The organism is Hydrocarboniphaga sp. FW305-C-57, from assembly GCF_058783045.1.
The window spans coordinates 356,732-382,767 of the sequence record NZ_JBYSYG010000005.1 but is presented as its reverse complement, the minus strand read 5'-3'; the positions used below and the strand labels follow the sequence as shown (position 1 = coordinate 382,767).

Here is a 26,036-nt window from a genome sequence, read left to right as displayed (position 1 = left end):
CGGCTTGCTCCTCGCGTTCCTGCAGGCGGAAACGAAGAAGGCGCCGTGAGGCGCCTTCTTCGTTTGCAGCGTCAGCTTTACTCGGCCGTTTCAGGCAGCGGTGCGACGGTGCCGCAGGCGTTGTAGACCTGCAGCGAGCTCAGCGCGGTGGCCAGACCCGAGTTGTAGGTCAGGCGCACTCCGTTGAACGGCTTGGTCGGCGTGAAGTAGACCGCGGCCGTTTCGCTCGGGATGTCCCCGATCGGCAGCAGCGGGAAGCCGAGCAGATCGACCTGCAGGATGTTCATGCCCGCGGTACTGGTTTCGACGACATCGTCACCCATCAGCGTGCTCACGGTGACGGCCGAGAGGACATCGGCCGCGAGCAGCTGGCCGGCCGGGCTGCCGACCACGAAGCCAACCGGCTGCGTGCCCGGGAAGTCCGTCGCCGCGCCCGTGGGCTTCACGTCGACGCTGATGTTGTCGCCGAGCAGGCTGACGGTCAGGTTGAGGTCCAGGTGGTTGCTGTCGTCCGAGTCGACGACGAATTCCGGCTCGCCGGTGGTGGAACAGAGCAGACCGAGGCCACCGAGCATGCCGCAGATCAGACCGCCCTTGGACGTCGTCGCCTCGTAGGTCGGTGCGCGCAGCGGCGTGGTGCAGACCGCGTCGGAGATCTCGAGCACGGCGGAAGCGTCGCGAGCGGCCGGGTCGGTGATCTGCGGCTGGGTGCCGGTCTTGAGCGTGGCCGTGATCGTGGTCGTGCCCTTGGCGACCGCAGTGACCGAGCCCGAGCTGTCGATCGTTGCAATAGCCGGCGCGGACGAGGTCCAGTCGAGCTGCTCGTTGCTGATCTCCTCCTCGTCGTTGTTGCTGTAGCGGCCGATGGCGCGGGCCTGCGTGGTCGAGCCGATCGGCAGCGGAGCCTGATCGAAGGTGACCGAGATCACTTCGACGAGCTCGCGATTGCTGGCGGTGATCGTCAGCGTGGCGCTGACTTCCGCATCCTCGACCGCGGTTACGGTGATCGGCGTGGAGGCGCCGTCGGTGGCCGTGAGCGGGACGCGGATGGTCTTCTCGGTCGCCGGGCCAGGCAGTGCAGGCGTGGCGACGGTATCGTCGGTCGACACCCAGGTGGCCGTGATCGGACGCTCGGTGTTGTCGCTGTAGACGCCGACGGCGCGGTAGGTGCGCTGGGAACCGCGCGCGATGGTGTCGGCGGTCACCGTGGCGTTGTCGAGGGTGCGCACGGTCTTGATGCTGTCGAGCGCTGCGGGGCCGACGGTGATCGTGATCGTGTTGCTCGTCAGGCCATCTTTGGAAGCGGTGATCGTCGCGACGCCGGTGTTGACGGCGGTGACGAGACCGGCTTCGTCGACGGTGGCGACGGACGTGTTGTTGCTGCTCCAGCTCGCTTCGACCGGGCGCTCGGCCAAGGTGCTTTCATTCGGGGGAGGCTGCGTGAAACCGCCGATGGCCTCGAGTTGTTCGGTGCGACCCTTGGGAACGGCGGCCGTCGTCAGCCCGGTGGATTCGACCTGGGCCGAGAGCTCCTTGAGCTCGGGCGTGAAGTCAGGACTCTGGACCGACCCATCTCCGCAGGCAGCCAGCACAACCGTGGCCAGCATCGCCAACGCGCGCATCGCTTTCATCTACTACTCCCAAAGTGTTGACGGCAACTGGCAAGAACCCCGAGTGAGACTTTTTCGATCGTCTCGCTCGCCCGCGCAACTGAATGTTGTGTCACGGGCCCTAGGCGGCATAATCTACAGGGAGCCACTTGCGCTGAACAGCACCCTGACATCGCAATCAGGGGCTACGCAAGCTGGACAGGGGATGTTCGCCAGGTGGCGACACGGCCGATCGATAGGGATCGGCAAGTCCGAAAGACTCGTAAAGTCGTTCGCTGTTGTTAAGGGAGAGTGTAAATGCTGAAGAAGCTTTGCTTTGCTTTCGCTGCGCTGCTGTGGGCGGGTGCCGCCACCGCGCAGGAAACAGAGATCGACACCCGTTGGTACATCGCACCGTCCATCGGTTTTTCGTTCGCTGATTCCGACGTGGGCCCCGCAGGCTCGCTGTCGATCGGCCGTTCTCTGAACGAGTACTTCGGCATCGAACTCGAAGGCTCCTATACCAAGCTCGACGTCAGCGACATTCCGTCGAAGTACGACTACAGCCGCCCGACCTTCGGCGTCAACGCGCTGCTCTACCTGCTGCCGCAGGACATCTCGGTGCGTCCGTACCTGATCGCCGGCGCCAACTACCACTTCGTCGAATTCCTCGACGAGAAGCTCAACGGTCCTGGCGTGAGCGCCGGTGGTGGCGTGCTGTTCCCGCTCAACAACCACTGGTCCTTCAAGCTGCAGGGCCGCTACAACCTCGACTTCATCAAGGAAAAGGGCATCGTCCCGGACGACACCTATTACCTCTGGGATGTCGGTCTCGGCGTCGCCTACAAGTTCGGCGCGTTCCCGGCCGACGACGACGGCGACGGCGTGCCGAACAGCCTCGACAAGTGCCCGGATACGCCTCGCGGCGTTGCGGTGTACTCCGATGGCTGCCCGGTCGATCTCGATGGCGACGGCGTTCCGGACTACCTCGACAAGTGCCCGAACACGCCGAAGGGTTCGCCGGTCGGCGCCGATGGTTGCCCGCTCGACACCGATTCCGATGGCGACGGCGTTCCGGACATCAACGACCGCTGCCCGGGTACCCCGGCAGGCGTGAAGGTGGGCCCGGATGGCTGCCCGCTCGACAGCGACGGCGACGGCGTGCCGGACTACCTCGACAAGTGCCCGCAGACGGCGCCGGGCCAGGCGGTCGATGCCGAAGGCTGCCCGATCCAGGACAGCGACGGTGACGGCGTGCCGGATCACCTCGACAAGTGCCCGAACACTCCGCGTGGCCAGAAGGTCGGCCCGGATGGCTGCCCGCTCGACAGCGATGGCGACGGCGTGCCGGACGACATCGACCAGTGCCCGAACACCCCGGCGGGCCTCAAGGTTCTGCCCGATGGTTGCGCTCCGGTCGGTGACTGCCGCAAGCCGCGTCCGGGCGAGCCGGTCGATGCCCGCGGTTGCGCGCTGGATCGCCGCTTCGTGCTGCGTGGCGTGAAGTTCGAGTTCGACTCCGACCGCCTGCTGCCGGAATCGAAGGTCATCCTCAAGGAGGTCGCCGAGACGCTCAACGCGTATCCGCAGATCAAAGTCGACGTCGAAGGCCATACCGACTCCATCGGTACGGACGCCTACAACCTCGGTCTGTCCGAGCGTCGCTCGATCGCGGTGCAGCAGTTCCTGAGCACCAATGGCGTCGGCAAGGATCGCCTGCGCCCGGTTGGCTACGGCGAATCGAACCCGATCGACACCAACGAAACCGAAGCCGGTCGTGAGAACAACCGTCGCGTCGAGTTCAAGGTGACCGAAGGCTGATCCCGATCTAGCGATCGGAACCTAAAACCCCGGCGGAGCGATCCGCCGGGGTTTTTTGTTTGCGCGATGAGAAAACGCGAAGCGTGAAAGCGCTCGTGTTTCTCGAGCGCTTCGTGAAGCTTCAGCCGCTCAGCAGTCCGTCGGCTTCGAGCTTCTCGAGATGGCTTTCGATGTTCTTGCGAGCCAGCGGCAGCAGGCGCGGATCGACGCCGACGTAGATCGCCTCGAGCATCTGCTCGATGCTGTTGCCTTCGCGGTGCAGGCGCAGCACGTGTTCTTCGCGCAGCTTGCGGTGGCGCAGCGTCTCTTCGAGCCGGAAGGTGCCGCCGAGGCCCTGGCCGTGCGAGGGAAAGATGCTCAGTGGCGCGAGATCGATGATGCGCTGCATCGATTCGAAGTACTCGCGCATGTTGCCTTCGGGCTTGGCGATCACCACGGTGCCGACGCCCTGGATCAGGTCGCCGACGATGCACCAGGTGCGCTGGCTCGTCATCAGGGCGATCTGCCCGTCGTCGTGGCCCGGAATCTCGAGCACGCGGATCGGCTCGCCATGCCAGCTCGCCACGCCGTCGCCTTCGCCGACGAGCCGCAGCTCGATGTCTTCGAAGAAGGCATCGCCCTTGCGATCCCGGATGCGTTGCGCCGTGCGGGCGCTCATGAGCATGGGCCAGCGATGACGGCGCGCGAGCACATCGGCGCGCTCGTGATGATCCGGATGGTGATGCGTGATCAGCAGCGCGTTGACGCCCTGCGCAAGCAGCGTGGCCGATAGCCGGTCGAGCTCGGCGTCGTCGCAGGGCGAAGGGTCGATCGCCAGGCGCTGGCCCGGCAATTCGCCGGTGACGTAGCAATTGGTGTGTTCGGCCGGCGGCAGCGTATGCGAGCGCACCGGAATCTGGATGAGTCCGGCGACGCTTTCGATGGCCATCAACTGGCCTTCCGCTGCGACCGCGACGAGGTTGCCCATGTGCCCGCATTGCGCGTCACGCGCGAGCGCGCGGATGGCGGCGGTCGTCGGTGGCGCGATGATGAATTGCCCGCGCTCGAATTCGGCGAGCCAGTCCCGCGCGCTGGCCCATTTGCACGAGATCGCCTCAGGCTGATGCAGCACGAAGTCCGGCCTGCGCTCCAGATGCACGGCGAAGAAGTGCGTACTGAAGCGCCGCGGAATGTGCATCGGCGTGAGCGCGTGGCCGCACTCGCTGATACTGCGCACGCCGCCTTCGGCGGCGAACCGCACGAGATCGAAATCGAGTTCTTCTTTCAGCTCCCGGCACAGTGCACGGGCTAGGCGCTCGTCGATGCCGTCGAACACCGGATGCTCGAATGCGGCGCCGACGGCGTCCTCGGGGTCGACCTTGCCACCCGGAAACGCTTGATGGCCTGCGAAGGTCTGCAAGGCCGGATGACGAAGCGCGAGGAACAGCTCGCCCTCGTGCATCAGCAGGGCGGTGACCGAATCAATGGGAGCAGGCATGCGAGGCCCCGGAGGAATAGGCGCCCATTGTACGACGCGTGCCTGCGCGAGCCGTCAGCGGCAGGCGCGTCGGCCGGCGAAAGACTCAGCCGCGCACGAGCCGGGTTTGCCCGAGACGCGACTGCGGTTTCCGCAGCAGCTGGGTGATGTCTTCCATCCAGGCGTTGACCCGCGGAGCCGGCGGCGTAGGACGGAGCGGTCGTTCGGACCTCGGAACGGCGACGGCGGAACGCGGCTTCATCGAAGACCTCGGGCTGCGGATTGGATGAACCCGCATTCTTTTGCCCGCCAGTGAAGCCGTCCTGAACTCAGGTGCAAGCTGCGCGCGCCTGGCTCAGCTCTTTTGTATGCCGAAAGCTTCGAGCAAGTCGTTGATCATCGGACCCACCTGGCCCGTCATCAGCGTGAACTCGGCCTCGAACTGGCGCGCCGGATCGAGGCCCGGATCTTCTTCGGCCTCGTCCATCTCCATGAACTTGAGCTTCTTGACCTCGAGCTTGTCGTTGACGACGAACGAGAGCCGGCCGTTCCAGGTCATCGCGAGCTTGCTTGCGCGCAGGCCTTCTTCGAGATGGCGCTGGATCTGCTGCACGTCGAGGTTGTGGCGCACGTAGCGCACGACCGATTTGGTCGCATCGCCGCTCGTGAGCTCGCATTCCTCGCCGAGATCGAAGCGGCCCGGCGCACGGCGCGCGGACAGCCAGTCGGTGAGTTTCTGGCCCGGCGAGGCTTCGGTCTGCGGCAGCGAGACCGGCAGCTCGCCGAGGGTCTCGCGCAAGAACTCGACCACCTGCTCGGCGCGCGTAGGCGACGAGGCATCGACGATCAGCCGGCCCGCCGCCGGATCGATCCAGGCGCGCGTGGTGTTGCGGCGAGTGAACGCGCGCGGCAGCAGCTCGGCGGCGATGATCTCCTTGAAGTCGCGCAGCTGCTTGCGCCCGGGCTTGAAGCCTTTTTCGCGCTCGAACTCGATCGCACGCTGCTTGACCGCATCGTTGAGCACGGAAGACGGCAGCAGCTTCTGCTCGGTTCCGAGCGCGATCAGCAGGTGCCGCTCGAGGCCCTGCACGAGCTGCACGTCATCGATCGGCGCGACCCAGCCGCGGCTCTCGGTGCTCATCGCGCTGCAGGGCAGCAGCGGGCGCGCGGCCAGCTTCTCCTCGAGCTCGCCGGCCGGGAGCGACCAGTCCTGTTCCAGACGATAGATCAGCAGATTCTTGAACCACATGGCGGTGCAGGCGCGGCAGGGGAGCCGCGCATGGTAGCGGCTCCGGCCGGGTGATGCAGTCGGCTAGCTCGCGGTGACCGCCGTTGCCGGTCTCGGCAGTCGCAGCAAGGCGAGAACGAGGCAGACCAGGCTCAGGACGCCGACGTAGTGCGCCGGAGCGAGCTGCGGGCTGGCCTTGAGCAGCAGGGTGACCATCAGCGGCGTGAGCCCGCCGAAGATCGCATAGGCCAGGTTGTACGAGAGCGACAACCCGCTGAAACGCACGGGCGCCGGAAACGCGCGCACGATCACGCTCGGAATCACTCCGACGATGCTCACGCAGAAGCCCGTCAGGGCGTACGTCGTGAACAGCGGCAATGCGTGCCGCTGGCCGACGTAGAGCAGGTAGATCGAGCCGAGCAGCGCGAGGCTGCCGAGCGCGAGCACGCGCGGCGCGCCGTAGCGATCCGATGCCGCGCCGTAGAGCACGCAGCCGACCGTCAGGCAGAGCGTCGCCAGGCTGTTGGCCTGCAGCGCGAGCGGGGCGGGGATCGCGAAGATCTTCTGCAGCAGCGTCGGCGACAGCAGCACGACGACGACGATCGCCGCGGTCAGCGTCCAGGTCAGCAGCATCGACTGCAGCACCGCGCGCCAGTGATCGCGGATCACCGCCTTCACGGGCAGCTCGCGCGACAGCGCCTTGCGTCGGCGCATGGCCTCGAACACGGGCGTTTCTTCGAGCCAGCGGCGCAGCCAGACCGCCAGCAGGCCGAACACGCCGCCGAGCAGGAACGGAACACGCCAGCCCCAGGCCAGGATCTCGTCCGCACTGAAATGGAGGTTCACCAGGGCGGCGACCGACGAGCCGAGCATGATGCCAAGCGTGAGGCCAGCCGTGAGCACGCTGCAGGCCAGGCCGACGCGGCGCTCGGGCACATGCTCGGCGACGAATACCCAGGCGCCCGGCACTTCGCCGCCGATCGCCGCGCCCTGCAGCAATCGCAGGCCCAGCAGCAGCACCGGCGCGAGCACGCCGATCTGCTGATACGTCGGCAGCAGGCCCATCCCGAGCGTCGGCAGGGCCATCAGGAATACCGACAGCGTGAACATCTTCTTGCGGCCGATGCGGTCGCCGAAATGCGCCATCACCACGCCACCGATCGGACGCGCGAGATAGCCGGCCGCGAACAGCCCGTAGGTCTGCATCTGCGCAACCCAATCGGCGGTATCGGGCGGAAAGAACAGCTTGCCGATCGTGATCGCGAAGAACACGAAGATGATGAAATCGTAGAACTCCAGCGCTCCGCCGAGCGCGGCCAGCAGCAGGGTCTTGACGTCGTGGCGGTCCAGCGGACGATCGGCGGCTTGGCTCATGGCACCGAGAAAGGGCGGGCGAAGGAGTGCGGAACGCCTATGCTACTGTGAGCTGCTGATAGCAGCTTCACCCTTGGTTTTTCTTCGGCACGATCTTCGGCACGACCCCCAGATTTTCCATGAGCCAGCTAGACGGCGAGTCCGTTTCCGACGACAGCGCCCGGGCCGCGACGACGGCCGCGCGCAAACCCGGCGCGACTGCCCTGCGGCAACTCGTTCCGCTGCTGTGGCCGTATCGCGGGCGCATCGCGATCGCGCTGATCGCACTGCTGATCGGCTCGGCGACGATGCTCGCGGTGCCGCTCGCGTTCCGCGATCTGATCGACCAGGGTTTCGTCGCCGGTGCCGCGGTCGGCTGGCATTTCGTCGCCCTGTTCTGCATCGCCCTGTTCTGGGGCGTGACGACCGCGGCGCGCTATTACACGGTGAGCTGGATCGGCGAGCGCGTGACCGCCGATCTGCGCAGCGCGGTCTACCGCCGCATGCTCGAACAGTCGCCGCAGTACTTCGAAACCACGCGCACCGGCGAGGTGCTGTCGCGACTGACCGGCGACACCACGCTCGTGCAGACCGTGGTCGGTTCGTCGATCTCGATGGGCCTGCGCAGCCTGCTGCAATTCATCGGCGGACTGCTGATGCTCGCGATCACGAACATCAAGCTGTTCGGCATCACGCTGCTGCTGTTGCTGCTGGTGGTGTTGCCGATCGTGCTGGTCGGCCGGCACCTGCGCAGACTCTCGCGCGAATCGCAGGATCGCGTCGCCGACAGCTCGGCGCTCGCGGGCGAAATCCTCAATGCGATGCCGACCGTGCAGGCGTTCACGATGGAGCGCGCCGAATCCGAGCGCTTCGACGTCTCGGTGGAAAACAGTTTCGCCACGGCGGTCAAGCGCTCGCGCGTGCGTTCGCTGATGACCGCGGGCATCATCGGCGGCGTGTTCGGCGCGATCGTTTTCGTGCTCTGGCTCGGCGCGCAGTCCGTGTCGGCGGGCAGCATGACGGCCGGCGAACTGGCCTCGTTCGTGCTCTACGCGATGCTCACCGCGGGTGGTGTCGGCGTGCTCGCCGAAGTCTGGGGCGACGTGTTGCGCGCCGCCGGCGCGACCGAACGCCTGATGGAGCTGCTGTCGGCCGAACCGGCCATCGCGAGTCCGCCGCGGCCCGCGACGCTGCCGAGCAAGCCGCAGGCGCGCCTCGATCTCGAGGCCGTGAGCTTCCGCTATCCGTCGCGGCCCACGCAGCTCGCGCTCGACGACGTGAGCCTGAGCATTCGCGAAGGCGAGACGGTGGCCGTCGTCGGGCCGAGCGGAGCCGGCAAGACCACGCTGTTCCAGCTGCTGCTGCGTTTCTACGACGTCGGCGCGGGTTCGCTGAAGTTCGACGGCATCGACATCCGCGATCTCGATCCGCGCGAGCTGCGTTCGCAGATCGGCCTGGTCTCGCAGGAGCCCGTGATCTTCTCGGCCAATGCGATCGAGAACATCCGCTACGGCCGTGCCGGCGCGAGCAACGAGGAGGTTTACGAAGCGGCGCGCGCGGCGCTGGCCGACGAGTTCATCGCGCGTCTGCCCGAGGGTTACCGGACCTTTCTCGGTGAACGCGGCGTGAGACTGTCGGGTGGGCAGCGCCAGCGCATCGCGATCGCGCGGGCCATTCTGAAGAATCCGCCGCTGCTGCTGCTCGACGAGGCCACCAGCGCGCTCGACGCGGAAAGCGAGGTACTCGTCAGCGCAGGGCTCGAAGCGGCGATGCGAGGACGCACCACGCTGATCATCGCGCACCGCCTGTCGACCGTGCAGCGCGCCGATCGCATCGTGGTGATGGAGCAGGGCCGCATCATCGAAAGCGGAACGCCGGCCGAACTGCTGCGCAGCGGCGGACTCTATTCGCGGCTCGCGAGCCTGCAGCTGGTGGCCTAGACGGCCGGCCCGTAGCCTAGAGGTGCAGGCCGCACTCGGTCTTGGGCTTGCCGAGCCAGCGCCCGCTACGACCTTCGCCGGGCACCGTGCAGTGCTTGCAGCCGATCGAGGAATAGCCCTGCGCCACGAGCGGGTGGAACGGAATCTCGTGTTCGGCGATGTAACGATCGCGCTCTTCGCGCGAGACGTCGATCATCGGGTTGAACTTGATGATGCCGCGGCGGATTTCGAAGATGTCGAGGCCCGCGCGATGCTCGCTCTGCCAGCGCATCAGGCTCGAAACCCAGACCTGGTACCGACCCTTGATGGTCTCGAGCGGCTCGACCTTGTTGACCGAGCAGCAGAAATCCGGATCGCGCTTCCAGGTCTGCTCTTCGACCGTGAACTGGTGCTGCCAGTCTTCGGCGCGCACGTCGGATACCCGCAGGCCGAAGCGTTCGACGAGATGGTCGCGATACCGCAGCGTTTCTTCGAAGTGATACCCGGTGTCGATGAAGTGCACGTGCTGGTCGGGGCGAATGCGCGAGACGATGTGCAGAAAATAAGCCGAGGTCGCGGCGAAGGAGGATGTCAGCAGGATCTTGTCGGCCGGGAAATCGCGATACAGCCGGCGCAGGCGTTCTTCGAAATCGAAAGCCCGATACTCCGCGTTGAGCCTGGCAATGGCCTGTTCGTCGATGATCGGGCTCGGCGCGGCCGGACGGTTGAGGGCGGAGACTGCGGAGATCGAGGCGTTCACGGGCGAAGAGGCGGCGGAGACCGGCGCGGCGAGCGGGGCTCCGGCGCCCGGACTGGTGCGTGTAGGGGTCGCATCAGTTTATAACTTTCGGCAATTGTCAGCATCCGCCGACAATCCTAGGTGAATCGCTCGGGAGAATAAGATTCATACTCAATTCAGTTCGCTTCTCTAGTCTGGACTCACGATCAATCGAGCCAAGTTCTGCGCATGGATGCGCAGCGAGGAATCGGCAGAGCAGGCAGGGAAGGCCCGGCTCTCCCACTTCCAGGTTTGGTATGGATGATCGTCGCAGAAGCCGTCGTCTCCCCCCAGACGACGGCTTTTGTCGTTGTGGGGCCTGGAGATCCAGCGCAGCTTCAGTAGCCGTTGCCGGTATCGATCAGGGTGCGGCGCAGCTTTTCGAGCAGCCGGCGCTGGCGCTTGTCGGGCCTGACCGAATCGAACGAGGCGGCTTCGATCCGCTTCTGCTCGGCCATCGCTTCGCGCTTTCTGCGGCTGGACTCGGTCTCCTCGTAGAGCGTCCGGGCCAGCGTGGCGTTGCCACGATGCTCCGACAAGGCCTTGACCACCACTTCGAGCTCGTCGTAACCCTGGCGCAGCTCGATGCGCGCTCCGACCTGCACTGCTTTGGAAGCCTTGGTGCGCTCGCCTTCGTAGCGCACCTTGCCGCCATCGATGGCTTCCTGCGAGATCGTGCGCGTACGGTAGAAACGCGCCGCCCACAGCCATTTGTCGAGGCGGACCGGTTCGTGCCCGGCTTGCTGTGCGTTGTGCTTGTTGCCCATGCGAACAGCTTGGGGACTAATCGTTGCGGCTCAAGCGACCGGCTGTCGAGCCGGTGTGGCGCTGCGGCGCGTGACCTGCAGCGCGATGAGCAATCCAACCAGCACCAGGCTGCAGGACAGCCAGAACGGAGCGCCCGGCCAGACGCCGCGCAGCGGGTTCGGCGCGATGAAATGGGCGAAGGTCAGGTTGAACAGACTCGGTCCGACCACGCCGGTGATACCCATGATGCTCGCGTTGGCCCCTTGCAGCCGCCCCTGTTCGCTAGCGCCGACGTGACGGGTCATGAGCCCCTGGGCCGACGGCCCGAACAGGCCCATCAGCGAGATCAGCGGCAGCCCGATCCAGAACAGCGTCGGGGTGGTCGCCAGGGCCCAGAGCGCGAGCCCGACCGCTCCGAACGAGAGGCCCAGCAGCAAGGTCGGGCGTTCGCCGAGCCGCTTGACCGACTGCCGCACGAGCCCGCCCTGCACGACGATCCCGCAGACGCCCACGGCGGTCAGCGCCCAGCCGACCGCGCGAATGTCCCAGCCGAAGCGGTAGCTCGCGTAGAGCACGAAGGTGTTCATGAACACCTGATGCGCGAGATGGAACAGGAAGTACACGGTCGCGAGGCCGGTCAGTTCCGAATGCGAGCGCAGTAGCTTGAGCGCCCCGACCGGGTTCGCGCGCGACCAGACCAGTTTCGCGGTGCGCTGCGCGCGCGGCAGCGATTCGGGCAGCACCAGCAGCCCGTAGGCGAAGTTCGCGAGCGCGAGCGCGGCCGCGATCCAGAACGGCAGGCGCGGATCGACGCCGCCGAGCAGGCCGCCGACCGCCGGACCGATGACGAAGCCGACGCCGAAGCCGGCGCCGATCACGCCGTAGCCGGCCGCGCGCTTGGATGGCGGCGTGCTGTCGGCGATGTAGGCGCCCGCGGTCGCGAAGTTGGCTGCGGTGATGCCCGAGATGAGCCGGCCGACGAACAGCCAGGTCAGGTTCGGTGCCAGCGCCATGAGCACGTAGTCGAGCCCGAGGCCGAGGCAGGAGATCAGGATCACCGGCCGCCGTCCGAACCGGTCCGACAGCATGCCGAGCAGCGGCGAGAACAGGAACTGCATGAGCGCCCAGGCGGTGCCGAACAGGGCGAGCATGCGCGCCGCCTGCGAGGTATCGCCGCCGCTGAAGGCTTCGACGAGCTTGGGCAGCACCGGAATGACCATGCCCAGGCCGAGCACGTCGATGACCACGGTGATGAAGATGAAGATCAGAGCGTGGCGCTTGGGGCCGGTGATCGTCGGTGCGGTCGAATCCATGTCGCTCAGCTTACCATTCGGGTTCTGAGGAGCCTCAGTGCAGGCTCGCTCTCATCAATTGTCGGCTCCGGCGCACCGGAGCCGATTCGCATGCAAGTTTTGCTCAATGACCGACTCATCCGATACCGATCTCGATACCGAAACCGCCCATTCCGCGCCGCGCCTGTTCGACCTGCTCGGCGGCGAGCCCGGCGTGCGCCGGCTCGTCGACGCCTTCTACGACCGCATGGACCGCGAGCCGGCCTACGCGGGCATTCGCGCCCTGCATCCGACGACGACGGAAGGCTCGCGCAACAAGTTCTTCTGGTTTCTCTGCGGCTGGTCGGGCGGCCCCGACCATTTCGTCCAGCGCTTCGGCCATCCGCGCCTGCGTGCCCGGCACCTGCCGTACGCGATCGGCAGCGCCGAGCGTGACCAGTGGTTGCACTGCATGCAACAGGCGCTCGTCGACATCGACTTCGATCCGGTACTCGGCGATCGCCTGCTGGCCTCGTTCTTCCAGACCGCCGACTGGATGCGCAACAAACCGGGCTGAAGCTCAGTATCGGGCCAGCACCGCCTGAATGTCGTTGCGCGCCGCTTCCATCGATTTGTAGAGCGGAATGCGCTTGACCTTCGGTCCGCCGTTGACGATTACCGCGAACGCCATCCAGCCGCCGTTTTTCTTGCGCAGGTAGCCGGCGATGCCGCAGACCGAGCGCGGGTCGTTCATGGTGCCGGTCTTGAGCGTGACGCGATCGAGCCAGTCGGCATTGCCCTGGCGCACGAAGGCGAACGGCGCCTGCCTCGGCACCACGAACTGGCCGTAGAACACCGGGAAGGTCTGCGTGCGCCGGTACTGGTTGGCGAGCAGGCCGATCAGGTCGTCGGCCGACAGCTCGTTCTCGGGCGTCAGACCGCTGCCGCTGAGCAGCCGTGGCTTGGACCTGGCGCTCGCTCCGGCGAGGCTGGTACTGGCGACGAAGCTCGCGAGCGCGTCGCCGGCCTCGGCGAGCTGCGACGGCGGCTGCGGCAGGCGCGCGGCGCCGAGGTTCAGCGTCAGCAGGTCGGCGATGTAGTTGTTCGAGTAGCGCATCATGCGCCCGAGCTGCTCGCGCAGGGCCAGGCCCTCGACCTCGGCGATCACATGCGTGCTCGCACCGGGCTGGCCGTATTGCAGGCGCACCGGACCGGACACCTTCACGCCGAGTTCGCCGACCATTTCCTTGAGCAACAGGCCCACGCCCATCGCCGGGCTCGACATGGCGCGGTAGACGCGCTGGTCCTCGCCCATCGGGATGTTGCCGCCGATGCGCAAGGTGTCGATGCCGTCTCGCGTCACGCGCTCGACCCAGAAGGTGTTCTTCTGCTTGGCGGCGACGGTCTTGATGCTGCCTTCGACCGCGATCGGCAGCCGGGCGACCCCGCAGCCACGCACGTTGGCCGGATCGCCGACCGCCGAGGCGCGCACGTTGACGCACCAGGTGCCGTAGTCGACGCCGATCGCGGCCAGGGGCACGTTGTAGGCGGTGTCGCTGCGCTCGGTGGCTTCGCAGCGATCCTGATTGTCGCAGGTCAGCGGGCCGTAAGCCGGGTTCACGATCATCCCGCCAGTTACGGTGTCGATCCCTTCGCCCTTGAGCTGCGCGGCCAGCAGCCAGAGCGATTCGTGATCGAGCGTGGCATCGCCTTCGCTTTGCAGGATCAGATCGCCCTCGAGCACGTTCTGTCGTGGTGCGCCGAGGCCGAGCAGGCGGGTCTTGAACGATTTGTCGGCCGGCCAGGCGTCGAGCGAGGCGGCGGTGATCGCGATCTTGGTCACCGAAGCCGGCGCCAGGCGCCGGGTCGGATTGAGCGTCTGAACGAGCTTGTTGTCGTCGAGGTCGTAGATCGCCGCGGTGATTTCGGCGCCCTGCGATTGCAGTTTCTGCAGATGTTCGAACTCGGCGCGAGCCGGGCTCGCGGTCACAAGGGAGAACGCCGTCAGAACGAGCGCGCAGGCGCGGCGTCGCGAGGCTATGAAACAATGGGATGCCGGAAGCTGGTGTCGAGCCAACTCGATGGTCCTCCTGAGGAACGATGCGAAAAGGGATGCCGCAGACGCCATTGGCGATAAGACGCCGCGGCGGCCGGCGAGTTTCAGACGAATCTCAAAACCGAGCGTGGCCGGGCACGGCATAGAATCTTCAATGGCATTGATTATCTTCGATCTCGACGGAACGCTGGTCGATTCGCGGCCCGATCTCGTGCGCACGGTCAACGCGGCGATGGCCGAATACGGCTACCCGAGCGTCGGCCCCGAGCTCGTCACGCCGTGGGTCGGACGCGGTTCGCGCGTGCTGCTGGCGGCCGCGCTGCGCCACCACGGCGTCGATCCGCAGGCTGCGGGCTTCGATTTCGAAGCGGCCTTCGAGCGCTTCCTCTACCACTATGGGCGAAACCTCACGATCGAGACCACGCTGTACCCGAGCGTCGGCGAGACGCTCGCGCAGCTCGCCGGTCAGGGCTATACGCTGGCGGTCTGCACGAACAAGCCCGAGCGCTTCGTCGCGCCGCTGCTGAAGCACATCGGCATTCTCGATCGCTTCGGTGCGCTGCTTGGCGGCGATTCGCTGCCGCAGCGCAAGCCTGATCCGGAGCCGCTGCTGCACCTGGCACGCCGGTTCGGCGAAGCACCCGAACGCTGCGCGATGGTCGGTGATTCGCGTCACGATGTCGAAGCGGCGCGCGGCGCCGGCATGCCGGTGGCCGGCCTGCGCGGCGGCTACGGCAGCGCCGAGGAATTCCAGCTGCATCCCCCCGACATTCTGATCGACACGCTGGCCGAACTGCCTGCATGGCTCTCACGCACCACCATAGCCGCCTGAGCGTCGCCCGCAGCGGCGTCGTCGTCTGCGAGCACTGCGACGCGGCGTATCAGCGCCGCCGGCTGCTGCGCGGCGAGATCGCGTACTGCGAGCGCTGCGGCGGCGAGATCTATCGGCGTCGCAAGCTCGACGTCGACGCGATGCTCGCGCTGACGGTGACCGCGCTGCTCGTGCTGGTTGTCGCCAACGTCTATCCGATCGTGACGATGGAAATCCAGGGCACGATGCGCGATGCGACGCTGCTCGACGCGGTGCTCGTGACCTACGACACCGGAGTCGCCTTCGTGGCCCTGCTCGCGGCGCTGACGGTGTTCCTGTTTCCGCTGATCCAGCTGCTGATGCTGCTGCACGTGCTCATCGCGGTACGCATGAACGAGCCGGTGGCGCTGTTCGTTCCGGTCATGCACACGCTGCGCGCGATGCAGCCCTGGAGCATGGTCGAAGTGTTCATGCTCGGCGTGCTCGTGTCGGTGGTGAAGCTCACGAGCCTGGCCGCGATCAAGCCCGGCGTCGGCATGTGGGGCTTCGCCCTGCTCACGGTGCTGCTGACCGTGCTCAACAATTTCGACCTCGACCAGCTCTGGGACTGGGGCGTCGGCGACAACGAAAGCGAGCTCGAGGAAGGCGCATGAGACTCGCAAGTCCGCTCCGGCTTCGAGCGCGCATGGCCTCATGTGAGCGCCGATTCGCGACGCCAGGATCCCCATGCTGCGCACGGGGCCCCTCCACGCGACTCACGCCGCAATGAGCGATCCTGCCGACGAGCCGAACGTCGTCACCGCGGCGCAGCTCGGGCTGGTCCGCTGCTCGGCCTGCGGCCTCGTCGTGCAGGCACCGGAAGCCGGGCGCCACGCGATCTGCCCGCGTTGCGAAGCGCCGCTGCACCGTCGCCTGCCGAACTCGCTCGCGCGCACCTGGGCGCTGCTGATCGCCGCCGCGGTGCTCTACATTCCGGCCAACCTGTTCCCGATCATGCGCACCGCGAGCCTCGGCGAGGTGCCGCAGAGCGACACGATCCTGTCGGGCGTGGTCGAGCTCTGGGTACGTGGATCCTGGGATCTGGCGATCATCGTGTTCGTCGCGAGCATCGTGGTGCCGCTGCTCAAGATCGCCATCCTGATGACCTTGCTGATCACCACCGGCCGGCATTCGAGCTGGCGCCGCAAGGAACGCGGCAAGCTTTATCGTTTCGTCGAGTTCATCGGACACTGGTCCATGCTCGATATTTTCGTCGTCGCCCTGATGGCGGCGCTGGTGCGCTTCCAGAGCCTGGCCGACGTCACGCCCGGCCCCGGAGCGGTGGCCTTCGGCGCCGTCGTCGTGCTCACCATGCTCGCCTCCAAAAGTTTCGACGAACGCCTGATTTGGGACCCGCCCGAAGGACCTGACGCCTCATGAGCGACAACGAAGACAAGCAGTCATCCGCGCCGCCGGGCGAACTGCCCGCGCCGCGATACGAAAGGCCGCGGCGCTGGACGATCTCGGTGATCTGGGTGGTGCCGCTGATCGCGGCGGTCGCCGCCGCCGTGCTCGGCGTGCGCAGCTACCTTGGCTCGGGCCCGAACATCACCATCACCTTCAAGACCGCCGAAGGCATGGAAGCCGGCAAGACCGAGGTGCGCTACAAGGAAGTGCCGATTGGCAAGGTCGATCGCGTGGAGCTCTCCGACGACAAGCAGTCGGTGCGCGTGCGCATCGCGCTGATCCACGACGCCGAGCACGTCGCAGTCGAGGATTCGCGCTTCTGGGTCGTGCGCCCGCGCATCGGCCTCGGCGGCGTTTCGGGGCTCGGCACCTTGATCTCGGGCGCCTACATCGGTGTCGACGTCGGCAAGTCGAACACCGAGCGCCTGCAGTTCGAAGGCCTCGAGAAAGCGCCGACGGTGACCAACGATCAGCAAGGCCGCCGCTTCGTGCTGCATGCGGCGGACGGCGGTTCGCTCGATCTCGGCTCGCCGATCTATTTCCGCCGCATTCCGGTCGGCCGCGTCGTCGGCCGCGAGCTCGATGCGGACGGCAAGCGCGTCAACTTCGAGCTGTTCGTCGACGCGCCCTACGACAAGCTCGTCACGCGCAACACGCGCTTCTGGAACGCCAGCGGTGTCGATGTGGAAGTCGGCGCCGCGGGCTTCAAGGTCGACACGCAGTCGGTGGCGAGCATCGTCGCCGGCGGCATGGCCTTCCAGGCGTTTCCCGAAGACGAGCCCAGCGAAGCCGCGCCCGAGAACACCGACTTCGAGCTGTTCGAAGACCGCCTGGTGGCGGCCGCGCCTTCGGCGGAGGAGTCGATGCGCCTGCGTCTGCGCTTCTTCCAGAGTACGCGCGGACTCGGCGCCGGCGGGCCGGTGGTGTTCCAGGGCATCGAGATCGGCCGCGTGAAATCGGTCGAGCTCGCCTACGACCGCGACCGTCGCGACTTCTGGTCCGACGTCGAAGTCGACGTCTATCCGCGCAACATGGGCCGCGCCTACAAGGGCTGGCAGCAGAACACCGAGCGCGAGCCGAAGAATGCCGACACCTTCTTCCGCATGCTGATCGAACGCGGGCTGCGTGCGCAGATGCGTACCGGCAACCTGCTCACGGGCCAGCTCTACATCTCGCTCGACTTCGATCCGAAGGCCGCCAAGTACCTGCCGCCGGCCGGCCAGCTGCCGCTCGAGATTCCGACCTCGCGCGGCGAGTTCGACCAGATCCAGGAGCAGATCAGCAACATCGTCACCAAGATCGAGGCGATGCCGCTCGACGAGATCGGCCGCAACCTCAACAGCACGATCAAGTCCACCGACGAACTGCTCAAGCGCTTCGACGGACAGGTCGTTCCGGAACTGACCAAGGCCGTGCAAGAGGTGCAGCGCACGTTGCAATCGGTCAGCGAGCAGCTGTCCGACGACGGCCGCCTGCAACGCGATGCGCGCGGAACGCTCGGCGAAGTCGAGCGCGCGGCGCGTTCGCTGCGCTCGCTCGGCGATTACCTGCAACGGCATCCGGAATCGCTGCTGCGCGGCCGCCCCGAGATCAAGGGCGAGCCCGAGCCCACGCAACTTCCCGATCCTCCCACCGCGGCGCCGCAACCGGCGGCACCGGAGACGCCATGAACGCCGCCAAGCTGCTGTCCCTCGCGCTGCTCGCCGTGCTCGCCGCCTGCGCGAGCACCCCGAAGCTGCGCTACTACACGCTGGTCCCCCCGGTCGATGCGAACACGCCCAAGCCGCGGCTGCCGGCCGAGGTCGACCTGCTGCCGGTCAAGGTGACCGCGCAGGCCGACTATCCGCAGCTGGTGCTGCGCGAGGGCGCGGAACGCTTCGCACTCGTCGAGAACCGGCTCTGGGTCGCGCCGCTGCCCGAAGAATTCCGCGCCGCATTGCTTGCGCGCCTGGCGACGGCCTTGCAGGCGCCGATCGGCGACGAGCGCGTGCGCATCGCCGTCGAGGTTTCGCGCATGGACGCGGTGTTCGGCCGCTATGCCCTGCTCGAAGCCAACTGGGAGCTCAAGAGCAAGAAGACGACGCTCGCCTGCTCGACGCGCTCGGTGCAGACCGTAGGCGAGGGCTACGACGCGCTCGTCGCCGGGCACCAGCGCACCGCGCAGGCGCTGGCCGACGACATCGGTCGCGGATTGTTGAGCCTGAGCGGCCCGCAGCCAGCTTGTCCCGTTTCGCCCTGAGGCGACATGGGGCGGGCCAAGCCGCCCTGCGTCTCTCGCGTCCTGGTGGAAATCAGCGTCGCGCACTGAGGAATCTCCCCGCGAACCCTCGGTGCATGATGCGGTCTGCAAACGATCGCAGCTCGAACTGCGCTGATCACTAGAACCGAGAACTCTCAGAACTCATGAAAAAAGCCCTGATGGCCGTTGCCGTCGCCGGCTGCTTCGGCCTTGCCGCCTGCGCCGCGAATTCGCCCACCGATACTCCTGCCGAGAAGCCCATGCCGGCCAAGCAAGCCGAAACGGCGAACCCGCTGCTGCAGCTCAGCGATCTGCCGTATCACTATCCGCAGTTCGACAAGATCAAGGACGAGCATTTCGCTCCGGCCTTCGAGATCGGCATGCAGCAGGGCAAGGCCGAAGTCGAGGCGATCGCCGACAGCAAGGACGCGCCGAGCTTCGACAACACCATCGTCGCGCTCGAAAAGAGCGGGCTCACGCTGAACCGCGTGAGCTACATCTTCTTCAATCTCACGGCGACGAACACCAACGATACGCTGCAGAAGATCGAGGCCGACGTATCGCCGAAGCTGTCGGCCTACAGCGACTCGATCCTGCTCAACGAAAAGCTCTTCGCCCGCGTGAAGACGCTGCACGACAACGCCGCGCAGCTGGGGCTCGACGCCGAAAGCGCGCGCCTGCTCGATCGCTACTACACCAATTTCGTGCGCGCCGGCGCCCAGCTGTCGGACGCCGACAAGGACAAGCTGCGCGACTACAACGAGCAGCTCGCCAAGCTCGGCACGCAGTTCCAGCAGAACGTGCTCAAGGACACCAACGAATCGGCCGTCGTCGTCGACAGCGAGGCCGAACTCGAAGGCCTCGATGCGAACGAGATCGCCGGCGCGCGCGATGCGGCGAATGCGCGTGGCATGAGCGGCAAATTCCTCATCACGCTGCAGAACACCACCGGCCAGCCGCCGCTGACGAGCCTCAAGAACCGCGCGCTGCGCGAGCGCATCTACAAGGCTTCGCTCGCACGCGGCAGCCATGGCGGCGAGGCGGACAACACCAAGGTCGTGTCACAGCTCGTCGAGTTGCGCGCCAAGCGTGCGGCGCTGCTCGGCTATCCGAATCATGCAGCGTATCAGCTCGAAGACGGCACGGCCAAGACCACCGACGCAGTCAACAAGCTGCTCGCCCAGATCGCGCCGGCCGCCGTCGCCAATGCGAAGAAGGAAGCGGCCGACATGCAGAAGCTGCTCGACAAGCAGAAGGCGGGTTACAAACTGGCGGCCTGGGACTGGTCCAGCGTCGCCGAGCAGGTGCGCAAGCAGCGCTACGACTTCGACGAGTCGCAGATGCGCCCGTATTTCGAGATGAACAACGTGCTCGAAAACGGTGTGTTCTACATGGCAGAGAAGCTCTATGGCCTGACATTTAAGGAGCGCAGCGACCTGCCGAAGTACCACCCGGACACGCGCGTGTTCGAAGTGTTCAAGGACGGCGCCGCCTTCGGCATCTTCATCTTCGATCCATTCAAGCGCGATTCGAAGCAGGGCGGTGCCTGGATGAATTCCTACGTCGATCAGAGCGATCTGCTCGGCTACCGGCCGGTGGTGGCGAACCACCTCAACATTCCGAAGCCGCCCGCGGGCGAGCCGGTGCTCATGACGGCCGACGAGGTCAACACGGCCTTCCACGAATTCGGCCATGCGATCCACGGCCTGCTGTCGAACGTGAAGTACCCGATGTTCTCGGGCACCAACGTGCCGCGTGATTTCGTCGAGTTTCCCTCGCAGGTGCACGAGATGTGGGCCACCTGGCCCGAAGTGCTCGCGCATTACGCCAAGCACTACAAGACCGGCGAGCCGATGCCGCAGGTGCTCGTCGACAAGATGAAGGCCACCGAGAAGTTCAACCAGGGCTTCGCGACCACCGAGTATCTCGCCGCGACCCTGCTCGATCAGGCCTGGCATCAGCTGCCGGTCGACCAGGCCAAGGTCGACGACGTGCCCGGCTTCGAGGCCGCCGCGCTCAAGCAGGCCGGCGTCGACTACGCGCTGGTTCCGCCGCGCTATCGCACGACTTATTTCTCGCACGTGTTCTCGGGCGGCTACTCGGCCGGCTACTACGCCTACATCTGGAGCGAAGTGCTCGACGCCGACACCGTCGAGTGGTTCAAGGAGAAGGGCGGTTTCAAGCGCGAGAACGGCCAGTGGTTCGCCGATCACCTGCTGTCGCGCGGCGGCTCGGTCGATGCGATGCAGCTGTATCGCGAGTTCCGCGGTCGCGACGCCAAGATCGAACCGCTGCTCGAACGCCGCGGCCTCGCGGCTCCGGCCAAGGGCACGGGCAAGGCCGGCAAGTAGAAAGTCCAGCGGGTAACAGGGCCCCGGCAGCCATGCGCTGCCGGGGCCTTTTCGTATGTAAGGGTTTTCTTTCAGCCAAAGCTGGGCGGTTGTCAGGATTGCCCAAAATATGAATGGCGAGTCATAAATAAAGGTAGGAAATGTCCTACATCGCGCAGAGATGCGCATTCACCAAACGTTGCTCAAGGCTCTCAATGAAGGCTCATGTCTTCACGTTGTCGCTCGTCCTCGCCGCCGCCAGCGCCAGTGCGGCGCAATCGGTATCCGCTCCGCCCAATTTCGACGCGCTCAGCGCGGCCGGAGGCTTGCGCTCCGATGCTTTCGCTCCGATCCGCAAGCGCACCGAAGCGCTGCGCAGCCCGCTCGGATACACCTCGCACGTCGATGCGCTGCGCGGAGGCTCGGGCTTCTTGTGGGCGCCCGCCTCGATCCCGGTGCCGAGCGTCGGCGCACGCAAGGCCGCGGCGATGCCAGCGGCGCTGGGCCGTGCCTACCTGAGCGCGCAGTCTTCCTTGCTCGGGCTCGATCGCCAGGCGATCGAGCAGGCCAAGGTCACCGATGCGCAGCAGACGCGTTCGGGCAGCATGGTTGCGCGCTTTTCGCAGCGAGTCGATGGCATCGAAGTGTTCAATCGCAGCCTCAACGTGCTGACCGATCGCGAAGGCAAGCTCGTCGCGATTTCGGGTGGCTTCGAGCGCTCGCGCCAGATCGACGGCAGCTTTGCGCGCACCAAGGCCGATGCGATCAGTGCCGCCATCGGCAACCTCGGCGGCCATGTCGCGGCGGCCTTGTTCAGCAGCTTCAAGAGCAGCGGCGACTACGAGTGGTTCGTGTCCTCGAGCAATCGCAGCGACTACCGACTGGGCCGCGCGGTGCGCGTGAAGCCGGTTTATTACCCGGGCGCCGACGGCCTGATGCCGGCCTACTACGTCGAGCTGTTCGGCGCTCCGGCGAACGCGGACGGTCGTCGCGATGCCTACGCCTACGTGATCTCCGCGAGCAGCGGCGAGCTGCTGTTCCGCAAGAACCTGGTCGCTCACGAAGGTGGCGACACGGTGTTCTCGTATCGCGTGTTCGCCGACAACAGCGGCACGCATCAACCGATGGATTCTCCGCTCGGCAACGGCTATCTGCCGTTTCCGGGCAGCACGCCGGACGACGAACTGCCGCGCACGAGCGCGGCGGCGAATTTGGTTTCCATCGTCAGCGGCCCGATCAGCACCGGCGACGCCTGGCTGCCGGACGGCGCGACGACGACCACTGGCAACCACGTCGATGCCTTCCTCGACAGCAGCGTGCAGCTGTCGCTGCCGATCAATCTGCCGGTCGGCGGTGAGCTCACGGGCGACGGTTACCTGCCTGGAACCGGCGACGTGCGCGCCGCGCTGAGCGGACCGAACAGCTTCGATTATCCGATTCACGGCGACGACGATCCGTCGACCGCCGATGCGCAGCAGGCTGCGGTCGTCAACCTGTTCTACATGAACAACTGGCTGCACGATTGGTGGTACGACCACGGCTTCAACGAAGCCGCGGGCAACGCACAGACCCTCAACTACGGACGAGGCGGCGAAGAGGGCGATGCGGTCTCGGCCCAAGGCCAGGACGGCTCGGGCCGCAACAACGCCAACATGGCGACGCCGGCCGACGGTTCTTCGCCGACGATGCAGATGTACTTGTTCGATGGCGCCCTGCGCGGCGAAACCTGCCAGCTCTCGCCGGACGGCAATTGCGCCGATACGGGCGGCAGCGGTTATCGCTTCGCGGGTGCGAGCTTCGGCCCGCAGACCTTCGACGTCACCGGTGAACTGGTGCTCGCCAACGACGGCAGCGCTCCGACCAGCAATGGTTGCAACGATGCCGTGCCGGCCGATCCGACCGGGCTGCTTCCGGAAGTGCCAGCGCTTCCGGATCCGCGCCTGATCGGCAAGATCGCGCTGATCGACCGTGGCTCCTGCAGCTTCACCACCAAGGAGAAGTTCGCGATGCTGTCGGGCGCCAAGGCGATGGTCGTCGTCAACAACGGCGACGGCAATCCGGGCTCGATGGGCAACGCGGACATTCCGATCAACATCGGCATCACCACCGATGCGCTCTACACCGCGCCCGCGGTGATGATCCGCAAGGACGTCGGCGAAATGCTCAAGGCGCAGCTCGCCGCGGGGCAGACCGTGAGCCTGCACGTGAAGCGTGAAGCCTCGATCGACTACGACGGTACCTTCGACAATCTGGTGATCGCGCACGAATACTTCCACTACGTGAGCAACCGCCTCGTCGGCAACGGCTCGGGCCTGTCGAACAACCAGGGCGGCGGCATGGGCGAGGGCTGGGGCGACATCGATTCGATGATGCTCGCGGTGCGCGAGGAAGATCGCCTGGTGTCCGGCAACGAGCGGTATCAGGGCGCCTACGGCACCGGCTATTACGTGGTTCCGGCTTACTACTACGGCATTCGTCGCATGCCGTATTCCTACGACTTCGCCAAGAACTCGCTGACCTTCAAGCACATCCAGAACGGCGTCGCGCTGACCGATGTCGAAGCTTCGCAAGGCCAGGTCGCGGCTCCGGCTGCGTTCGGCACCGACGGCGCGAGCAACTCCGAGGTGCACAACACCGGCGAAGTCTGGGCCAATATGCTGTTCAACGTGTACGTGGGCCTGCTCAACGTGCCGGGGCGCAGCTTCGGCGACGCCCAGGCGCGCATGAAGGACTACATCATCTGCGGCCTCAAGATGACACCGTCTTCGCCGACTTTCGTCGATGCGCGCGACGGCATTCTGGCCTGCGCCGCCGCGAACGATCCGGTCGACTTCAACGTCGCGGCTCGCGCGTTCGCACGTCGCGGCATCGGCCTCGATGCTGTGGCGCCTGCGAGCAACAGCAGCGACAACATCGGCGTGACCGAAAGCTACGTCGCGCTCGCCGCGTCGGCTCCGACGCTGGTCGCGGGCATCGGCAGCGGCGACGGCCTCGACGGCTGCGATCACGATGGCGTGCTCGATTCCGGCGAAACCGGCAAGCTCAATTTCGCGCTGCTCAACAACGGCGGCTACACGGCCGGCCAGACGCTCAGCGGCACCATCAGCAGCACCGTGTCAGGCCTGAGTTTCCCCGAAGGCAATCGCGTGAGCTTCATCGCGGGCGAGGTCGCCCAGACTGCGCAAGCGAGCGTGAAAGCGGCGCTCGCATCGGGCATCGACGGCATCGTCAGCCTGCCGGTCAAACTCACGCTCGATGCGCCGTCCGACGCCGATGCGGCCGTGCGCTATCCGACCAGCCTCAGCGCCACGCTTATCGGCAACGCCGACATCGAGCGCAGCGCGGCCAAGGACGGTTTCGATCACCCGGAGCTGTCGACGCCGGATTGGTCGACGGCGAGCACCGGCACCACGCAGGCCTGGAGCATCGTCGACGAGAACGCGACCACCGGCAACGGCAACGCCTGGTTCGCGCCCGACCTCGGCAGCGCGACGACGCTGTCGCTCGTCACGCCGAGCTTCAGCGTTCCGGCCGGCGGCAGCTTCGCGCTTGCCTTCGATCACTACTATGACTTCGAAGCGGACCTGTTCGCCAAGTACGACGGCGGCGTGATCGAAGTGAGCGTCGACGGCGGCGCCTGGCGGGACGCGGCCGATTTCGGCGCGACTTTCACGGGCGGCTACAACAGCACGCTGCGGGCCAACGGCCGCCGCGGCTACGGCGGTGAATCCGGCGGCGTGCTGCACGAGAAGCTCGACTTCGGAACCGCGCTCGCGGGCCACAGCGCGCGCCTGCGCTTCGTCGTCGCCACCGACTCGGTTTCGGCCGGCTTCGGCTGGATCGTCGACAACGTCGAAGTGACCGGCGCGGGCACGCCGTTCTTTGCGGTTTCCGTCGAAGACGGAAAGTGCGATGGTCCCGGCGGCGGCGATCCCGAAGAGCCCACCGAGCCGAACCACACGCCGGTCGCCAAGCTGACGGCCACGCCGAGCAGCGGCACCGCGCCGCTCGTCGTCAGCTTCGATGCCTCCGCTTCGAGCGATGTCGACGGTGATGCGCTGAGCTACACCTTCAACTTCGGCGACGGTGCAGTGGTCACGCAATCTTCGCCGATCGCGCAGCACACCTACGAAGGTGTTGGCAGCTACTCGGCCAGCGTCACCGTGATGGATCCGGACAAGGCTGCGTCCTCGGCTTCGGTGACGATCCAGACCTCGAGCACGCCGCCGCCCAGCAACAGCGAGCCGTCGGCCTCGCTGACGGTGTCGACCACCAATGGTCCGATCCCGCTCGCGGTGAGCTTCGACGCCAGCGGCTCGCACGACGTCGATGGCGATGCGATCGTCGAATACCGCTTCGACTTCGGCGACGGCAGCGCGGTCGCGACGCAGTCGCAGCCCAAGACCAGCCACACCTACAACGCGGCCGGAACCTTCGTCGCTTCGGTGATCGTCAAGGATGCGCGCGGTGCGACCTCGCCGGCGGCCAAGGTCACGATCAAGGCCACGACGACGGTCGTCGTCACGCCGCCAGGCTCCGGCCCGGTGGCCGCGCTCACGGTGTCTCCGCAGAGCGGCCGCGCTCCGCTGCTCGTCACCTTCGACGGCTCGCAGTCCTTCGATTCCAACGGCGGCAAGATCGAGCTCTACATCTTCGACTTCGGCGACGGCTCGCCGGTCGTTTCGCAGTCGACCGCCGTCGCCACGCACACCTACACCGCGGCCGGCAGCTACACGCCGTCGCTGCAGGTGAAGAACAGCGGCGGCACCACGTCGGCCAAGGCCTACGCGGGCACGGTGAAGTCGACCTCGCCCGATTCTCCGGGCGACGGTGGCGCCAGCGGCGGCCGCAAGGGTGGCGGCGGCGCGCTCGATGGCCTGCTGCTGTCGATGCTGGGCCTGGCGGGCCTCGCGGGCGCGATCCGTCGGCGCGTTCGCTGATTCCGATGAGCCGGGACGCGATGTCAGCGTCCCGGTTTTTTTCGTGGCCCGA

Annotated in this window: 19 protein-coding genes; 10 read left to right on the top strand and 9 right to left on the bottom strand. The window is 66.3% G+C overall.

Annotated elements, in window-relative coordinates; all coding sequences use genetic code 11:
- Nucleotides 1–77: 77 nt before the first annotated feature.
- Nucleotides 78–1,631 carry an Ig-like domain-containing protein gene (locus tag AC3WUM_RS13115; RefSeq protein ID WP_492410757.1) on the bottom strand — a complete coding sequence of 518 codons (1,554 nt, stop codon included), beginning with the start codon at nt 1,629–1,631 and terminating at the stop codon, nt 78–80.
- Nucleotides 1,632–1,907: 276 nt separating this feature from the next.
- Between AC3WUM_RS13115 and AC3WUM_RS13110 the strand changes: the two genes are divergently transcribed.
- The gene (locus AC3WUM_RS13110; protein WP_492410756.1) at nt 1,908–3,410 is read left to right on the top strand and encodes a thrombospondin type 3 repeat-containing protein; all 1,503 of its coding nucleotides are present in this window, start codon (nt 1,908–1,910) and stop codon (nt 3,408–3,410) included.
- A gap of 121 nt (nt 3,411–3,531) precedes the next feature.
- Here the strand turns inward: AC3WUM_RS13110 and AC3WUM_RS13105 are convergent, their stop codons facing one another.
- From AC3WUM_RS13105 to AC3WUM_RS13090, 4 genes are all read right to left on the bottom strand, one after another.
- Nucleotides 3,532–4,887 carry an MBL fold metallo-hydrolase gene (locus tag AC3WUM_RS13105; protein WP_492410755.1) on the bottom strand — a complete coding sequence of 452 codons (1,356 nt, stop codon included), beginning with the start codon at nt 4,885–4,887 and terminating at the stop codon, nt 3,532–3,534.
- Between the two features lie 85 nt (nt 4,888–4,972).
- Nucleotides 4,973–5,128, bottom strand: a complete 156-nt coding sequence (locus AC3WUM_RS13100; RefSeq protein ID WP_492410754.1) for a hypothetical protein — start codon at nt 5,126–5,128, stop codon at nt 4,973–4,975.
- A gap of 93 nt (nt 5,129–5,221) precedes the next feature.
- Nucleotides 5,222–6,115, bottom strand: coding sequence for a recombination-associated protein RdgC (locus AC3WUM_RS13095; RefSeq protein WP_492410753.1), 894 nt, complete (start codon nt 6,113–6,115; stop codon nt 5,222–5,224).
- A 63-nt stretch (nt 6,116–6,178) separates the two neighbouring features.
- On the bottom strand, nt 6,179–7,468 hold the full coding sequence (locus AC3WUM_RS13090; protein ID WP_492410752.1) for an MFS transporter: 1,290 nt from the start codon (nt 7,466–7,468) through the stop codon (nt 6,179–6,181).
- 119 nt (nt 7,469–7,587) lie between these two features.
- Between AC3WUM_RS13090 and AC3WUM_RS13085 the strand changes: the two genes are divergently transcribed.
- Nucleotides 7,588–9,387, top strand: coding sequence for an ABC transporter transmembrane domain-containing protein (locus tag AC3WUM_RS13085; RefSeq protein WP_492410751.1), 1,800 nt, complete (start codon nt 7,588–7,590; stop codon nt 9,385–9,387).
- Nucleotides 9,388–9,403: 16 nt separating this feature from the next.
- On the opposite strand, the gene AC3WUM_RS13080 is transcribed toward AC3WUM_RS13085, so the two are convergent.
- From AC3WUM_RS13080 to AC3WUM_RS13070, 3 genes are all read right to left on the bottom strand, one after another.
- On the bottom strand, nt 9,404–10,126 hold the full coding sequence (locus AC3WUM_RS13080) for a phosphoadenylyl-sulfate reductase (RefSeq protein ID WP_492410750.1): 723 nt from the start codon (nt 10,124–10,126) through the stop codon (nt 9,404–9,406).
- Nucleotides 10,127–10,482: 356 nt separating this feature from the next.
- A complete protein-coding gene (locus AC3WUM_RS13075; RefSeq protein ID WP_492410749.1) occupies nt 10,483–10,911 on the bottom strand; it encodes an RNA-binding S4 domain-containing protein in 429 nt (142 codons plus the stop codon).
- Nucleotides 10,912–10,941: 30 nt separating this feature from the next.
- The gene (locus tag AC3WUM_RS13070; protein ID WP_492410748.1) at nt 10,942–12,204 is read right to left on the bottom strand and encodes a TCR/Tet family MFS transporter; all 1,263 of its coding nucleotides are present in this window, start codon (nt 12,202–12,204) and stop codon (nt 10,942–10,944) included.
- A 106-nt stretch (nt 12,205–12,310) separates the two neighbouring features.
- On the opposite strand from AC3WUM_RS13070, the gene AC3WUM_RS13065 reads away from it, so the two are divergent.
- A complete protein-coding gene (locus AC3WUM_RS13065) occupies nt 12,311–12,739 on the top strand; it encodes a group II truncated hemoglobin (protein ID WP_492410747.1) in 429 nt (142 codons plus the stop codon).
- A 3-nt stretch (nt 12,740–12,742) separates the two neighbouring features.
- Here AC3WUM_RS13065 and dacB read toward each other — a convergent pair whose 3' ends face one another.
- Nucleotides 12,743–14,152 (bottom strand): D-alanyl-D-alanine carboxypeptidase/D-alanyl-D-alanine endopeptidase, encoded by a 1,410-nt coding sequence (gene dacB / locus AC3WUM_RS13060; RefSeq protein WP_492410746.1) that lies wholly within the window; start codon nt 14,150–14,152, stop codon nt 12,743–12,745.
- 220 nt (nt 14,153–14,372) lie between these two features.
- On the opposite strand from dacB, the gene AC3WUM_RS13055 reads away from it, so the two are divergent.
- From AC3WUM_RS13055 to AC3WUM_RS13025, 7 genes are all read left to right on the top strand, one after another.
- Nucleotides 14,373–15,050 carry a phosphoglycolate phosphatase gene (locus tag AC3WUM_RS13055; RefSeq protein WP_492410745.1) on the top strand — a complete coding sequence of 226 codons (678 nt, stop codon included), beginning with the start codon at nt 14,373–14,375 and terminating at the stop codon, nt 15,048–15,050.
- Complete coding sequence (locus AC3WUM_RS13050) at nt 15,020–15,682, top strand: paraquat-inducible protein A (RefSeq protein ID WP_492410744.1); 663 nt, start codon at nt 15,020–15,022, stop codon at nt 15,680–15,682. The genes AC3WUM_RS13055 and AC3WUM_RS13050 overlap by 31 nt, the downstream gene beginning before the upstream one ends.
- A gap of 112 nt (nt 15,683–15,794) precedes the next feature.
- Entirely contained in the window at nt 15,795–16,448 is a 654-nt protein-coding gene (locus tag AC3WUM_RS13045) for a paraquat-inducible protein A (RefSeq protein ID WP_492410743.1), read from the top strand.
- Nucleotides 16,445–18,145, top strand: coding sequence for a PqiB family protein (locus AC3WUM_RS13040; protein WP_492410742.1), 1,701 nt, complete (start codon nt 16,445–16,447; stop codon nt 18,143–18,145). Before AC3WUM_RS13045 ends, AC3WUM_RS13040 begins: the two co-directional genes overlap by 4 nt.
- Nucleotides 18,142–18,714, top strand: coding sequence for a PqiC family protein (locus AC3WUM_RS13035; protein ID WP_492410741.1), 573 nt, complete (start codon nt 18,142–18,144; stop codon nt 18,712–18,714). Before AC3WUM_RS13040 ends, AC3WUM_RS13035 begins: the two co-directional genes overlap by 4 nt.
- 164 nt (nt 18,715–18,878) lie before the next feature.
- Nucleotides 18,879–21,065: a M3 family metallopeptidase gene (locus AC3WUM_RS13030; protein WP_492410740.1), complete on the top strand. Its 2,187-nt coding sequence runs from the start codon at nt 18,879–18,881 to the stop codon at nt 21,063–21,065.
- A 194-nt stretch (nt 21,066–21,259) separates the two neighbouring features.
- On the top strand, nt 21,260–25,984 hold the full coding sequence (locus AC3WUM_RS13025; protein ID WP_492410739.1) for a M36 family metallopeptidase: 4,725 nt from the start codon (nt 21,260–21,262) through the stop codon (nt 25,982–25,984).
- Nucleotides 25,985–26,036: the final 52 nt, after the last annotated feature.

Bases quoted from the DNA above. Each gene is read 5' to 3' on its own strand.
- AC3WUM_RS13115 (WP_492410757.1), bottom strand. From the start codon at position 1,631: ATGAAAGCGATGCGCGCGTTGGCGATGCTGGCCACGGTTGTGCTGGCT.
- AC3WUM_RS13110 (WP_492410756.1), top strand. From the start codon at position 1,908: ATGCTGAAGAAGCTTTGCTTTGCTTTCGCTGCGCTGCTGTGGGCGGGT.
- AC3WUM_RS13105 (WP_492410755.1), bottom strand. From the start codon at position 4,887: ATGCCTGCTCCCATTGATTCGGTCACCGCCCTGCTGATGCACGAGGGC.
- AC3WUM_RS13100 (WP_492410754.1), bottom strand. From the start codon at position 5,128: ATGAAGCCGCGTTCCGCCGTCGCCGTTCCGAGGTCCGAACGACCGCTC.
- AC3WUM_RS13095 (WP_492410753.1), bottom strand. From the start codon at position 6,115: ATGTGGTTCAAGAATCTGCTGATCTATCGTCTGGAACAGGACTGGTCG.
- AC3WUM_RS13090 (WP_492410752.1), bottom strand. From the start codon at position 7,468: ATGAGCCAAGCCGCCGATCGTCCGCTGGACCGCCACGACGTCAAGACC.
- AC3WUM_RS13085 (WP_492410751.1), top strand. From the start codon at position 7,588: ATGAGCCAGCTAGACGGCGAGTCCGTTTCCGACGACAGCGCCCGGGCC.
- AC3WUM_RS13075 (WP_492410749.1), bottom strand. From the start codon at position 10,911: ATGGGCAACAAGCACAACGCACAGCAAGCCGGGCACGAACCGGTCCGC.
- AC3WUM_RS13070 (WP_492410748.1), bottom strand. From the start codon at position 12,204: ATGGATTCGACCGCACCGACGATCACCGGCCCCAAGCGCCACGCTCTG.
- AC3WUM_RS13065 (WP_492410747.1), top strand. From the start codon at position 12,311: ATGACCGACTCATCCGATACCGATCTCGATACCGAAACCGCCCATTCC.
- AC3WUM_RS13055 (WP_492410745.1), top strand. From the start codon at position 14,373: ATGGCATTGATTATCTTCGATCTCGACGGAACGCTGGTCGATTCGCGG.
- AC3WUM_RS13050 (WP_492410744.1), top strand. From the start codon at position 15,020: ATGGCTCTCACGCACCACCATAGCCGCCTGAGCGTCGCCCGCAGCGGC.
- AC3WUM_RS13045 (WP_492410743.1), top strand. From the start codon at position 15,795: ATGAGCGATCCTGCCGACGAGCCGAACGTCGTCACCGCGGCGCAGCTC.
- AC3WUM_RS13040 (WP_492410742.1), top strand. From the start codon at position 16,445: ATGAGCGACAACGAAGACAAGCAGTCATCCGCGCCGCCGGGCGAACTG.
- AC3WUM_RS13035 (WP_492410741.1), top strand. From the start codon at position 18,142: ATGAACGCCGCCAAGCTGCTGTCCCTCGCGCTGCTCGCCGTGCTCGCC.
- AC3WUM_RS13030 (WP_492410740.1), top strand. From the start codon at position 18,879: ATGAAAAAAGCCCTGATGGCCGTTGCCGTCGCCGGCTGCTTCGGCCTT.
- AC3WUM_RS13025 (WP_492410739.1), top strand. From the start codon at position 21,260: ATGAAGGCTCATGTCTTCACGTTGTCGCTCGTCCTCGCCGCCGCCAGC.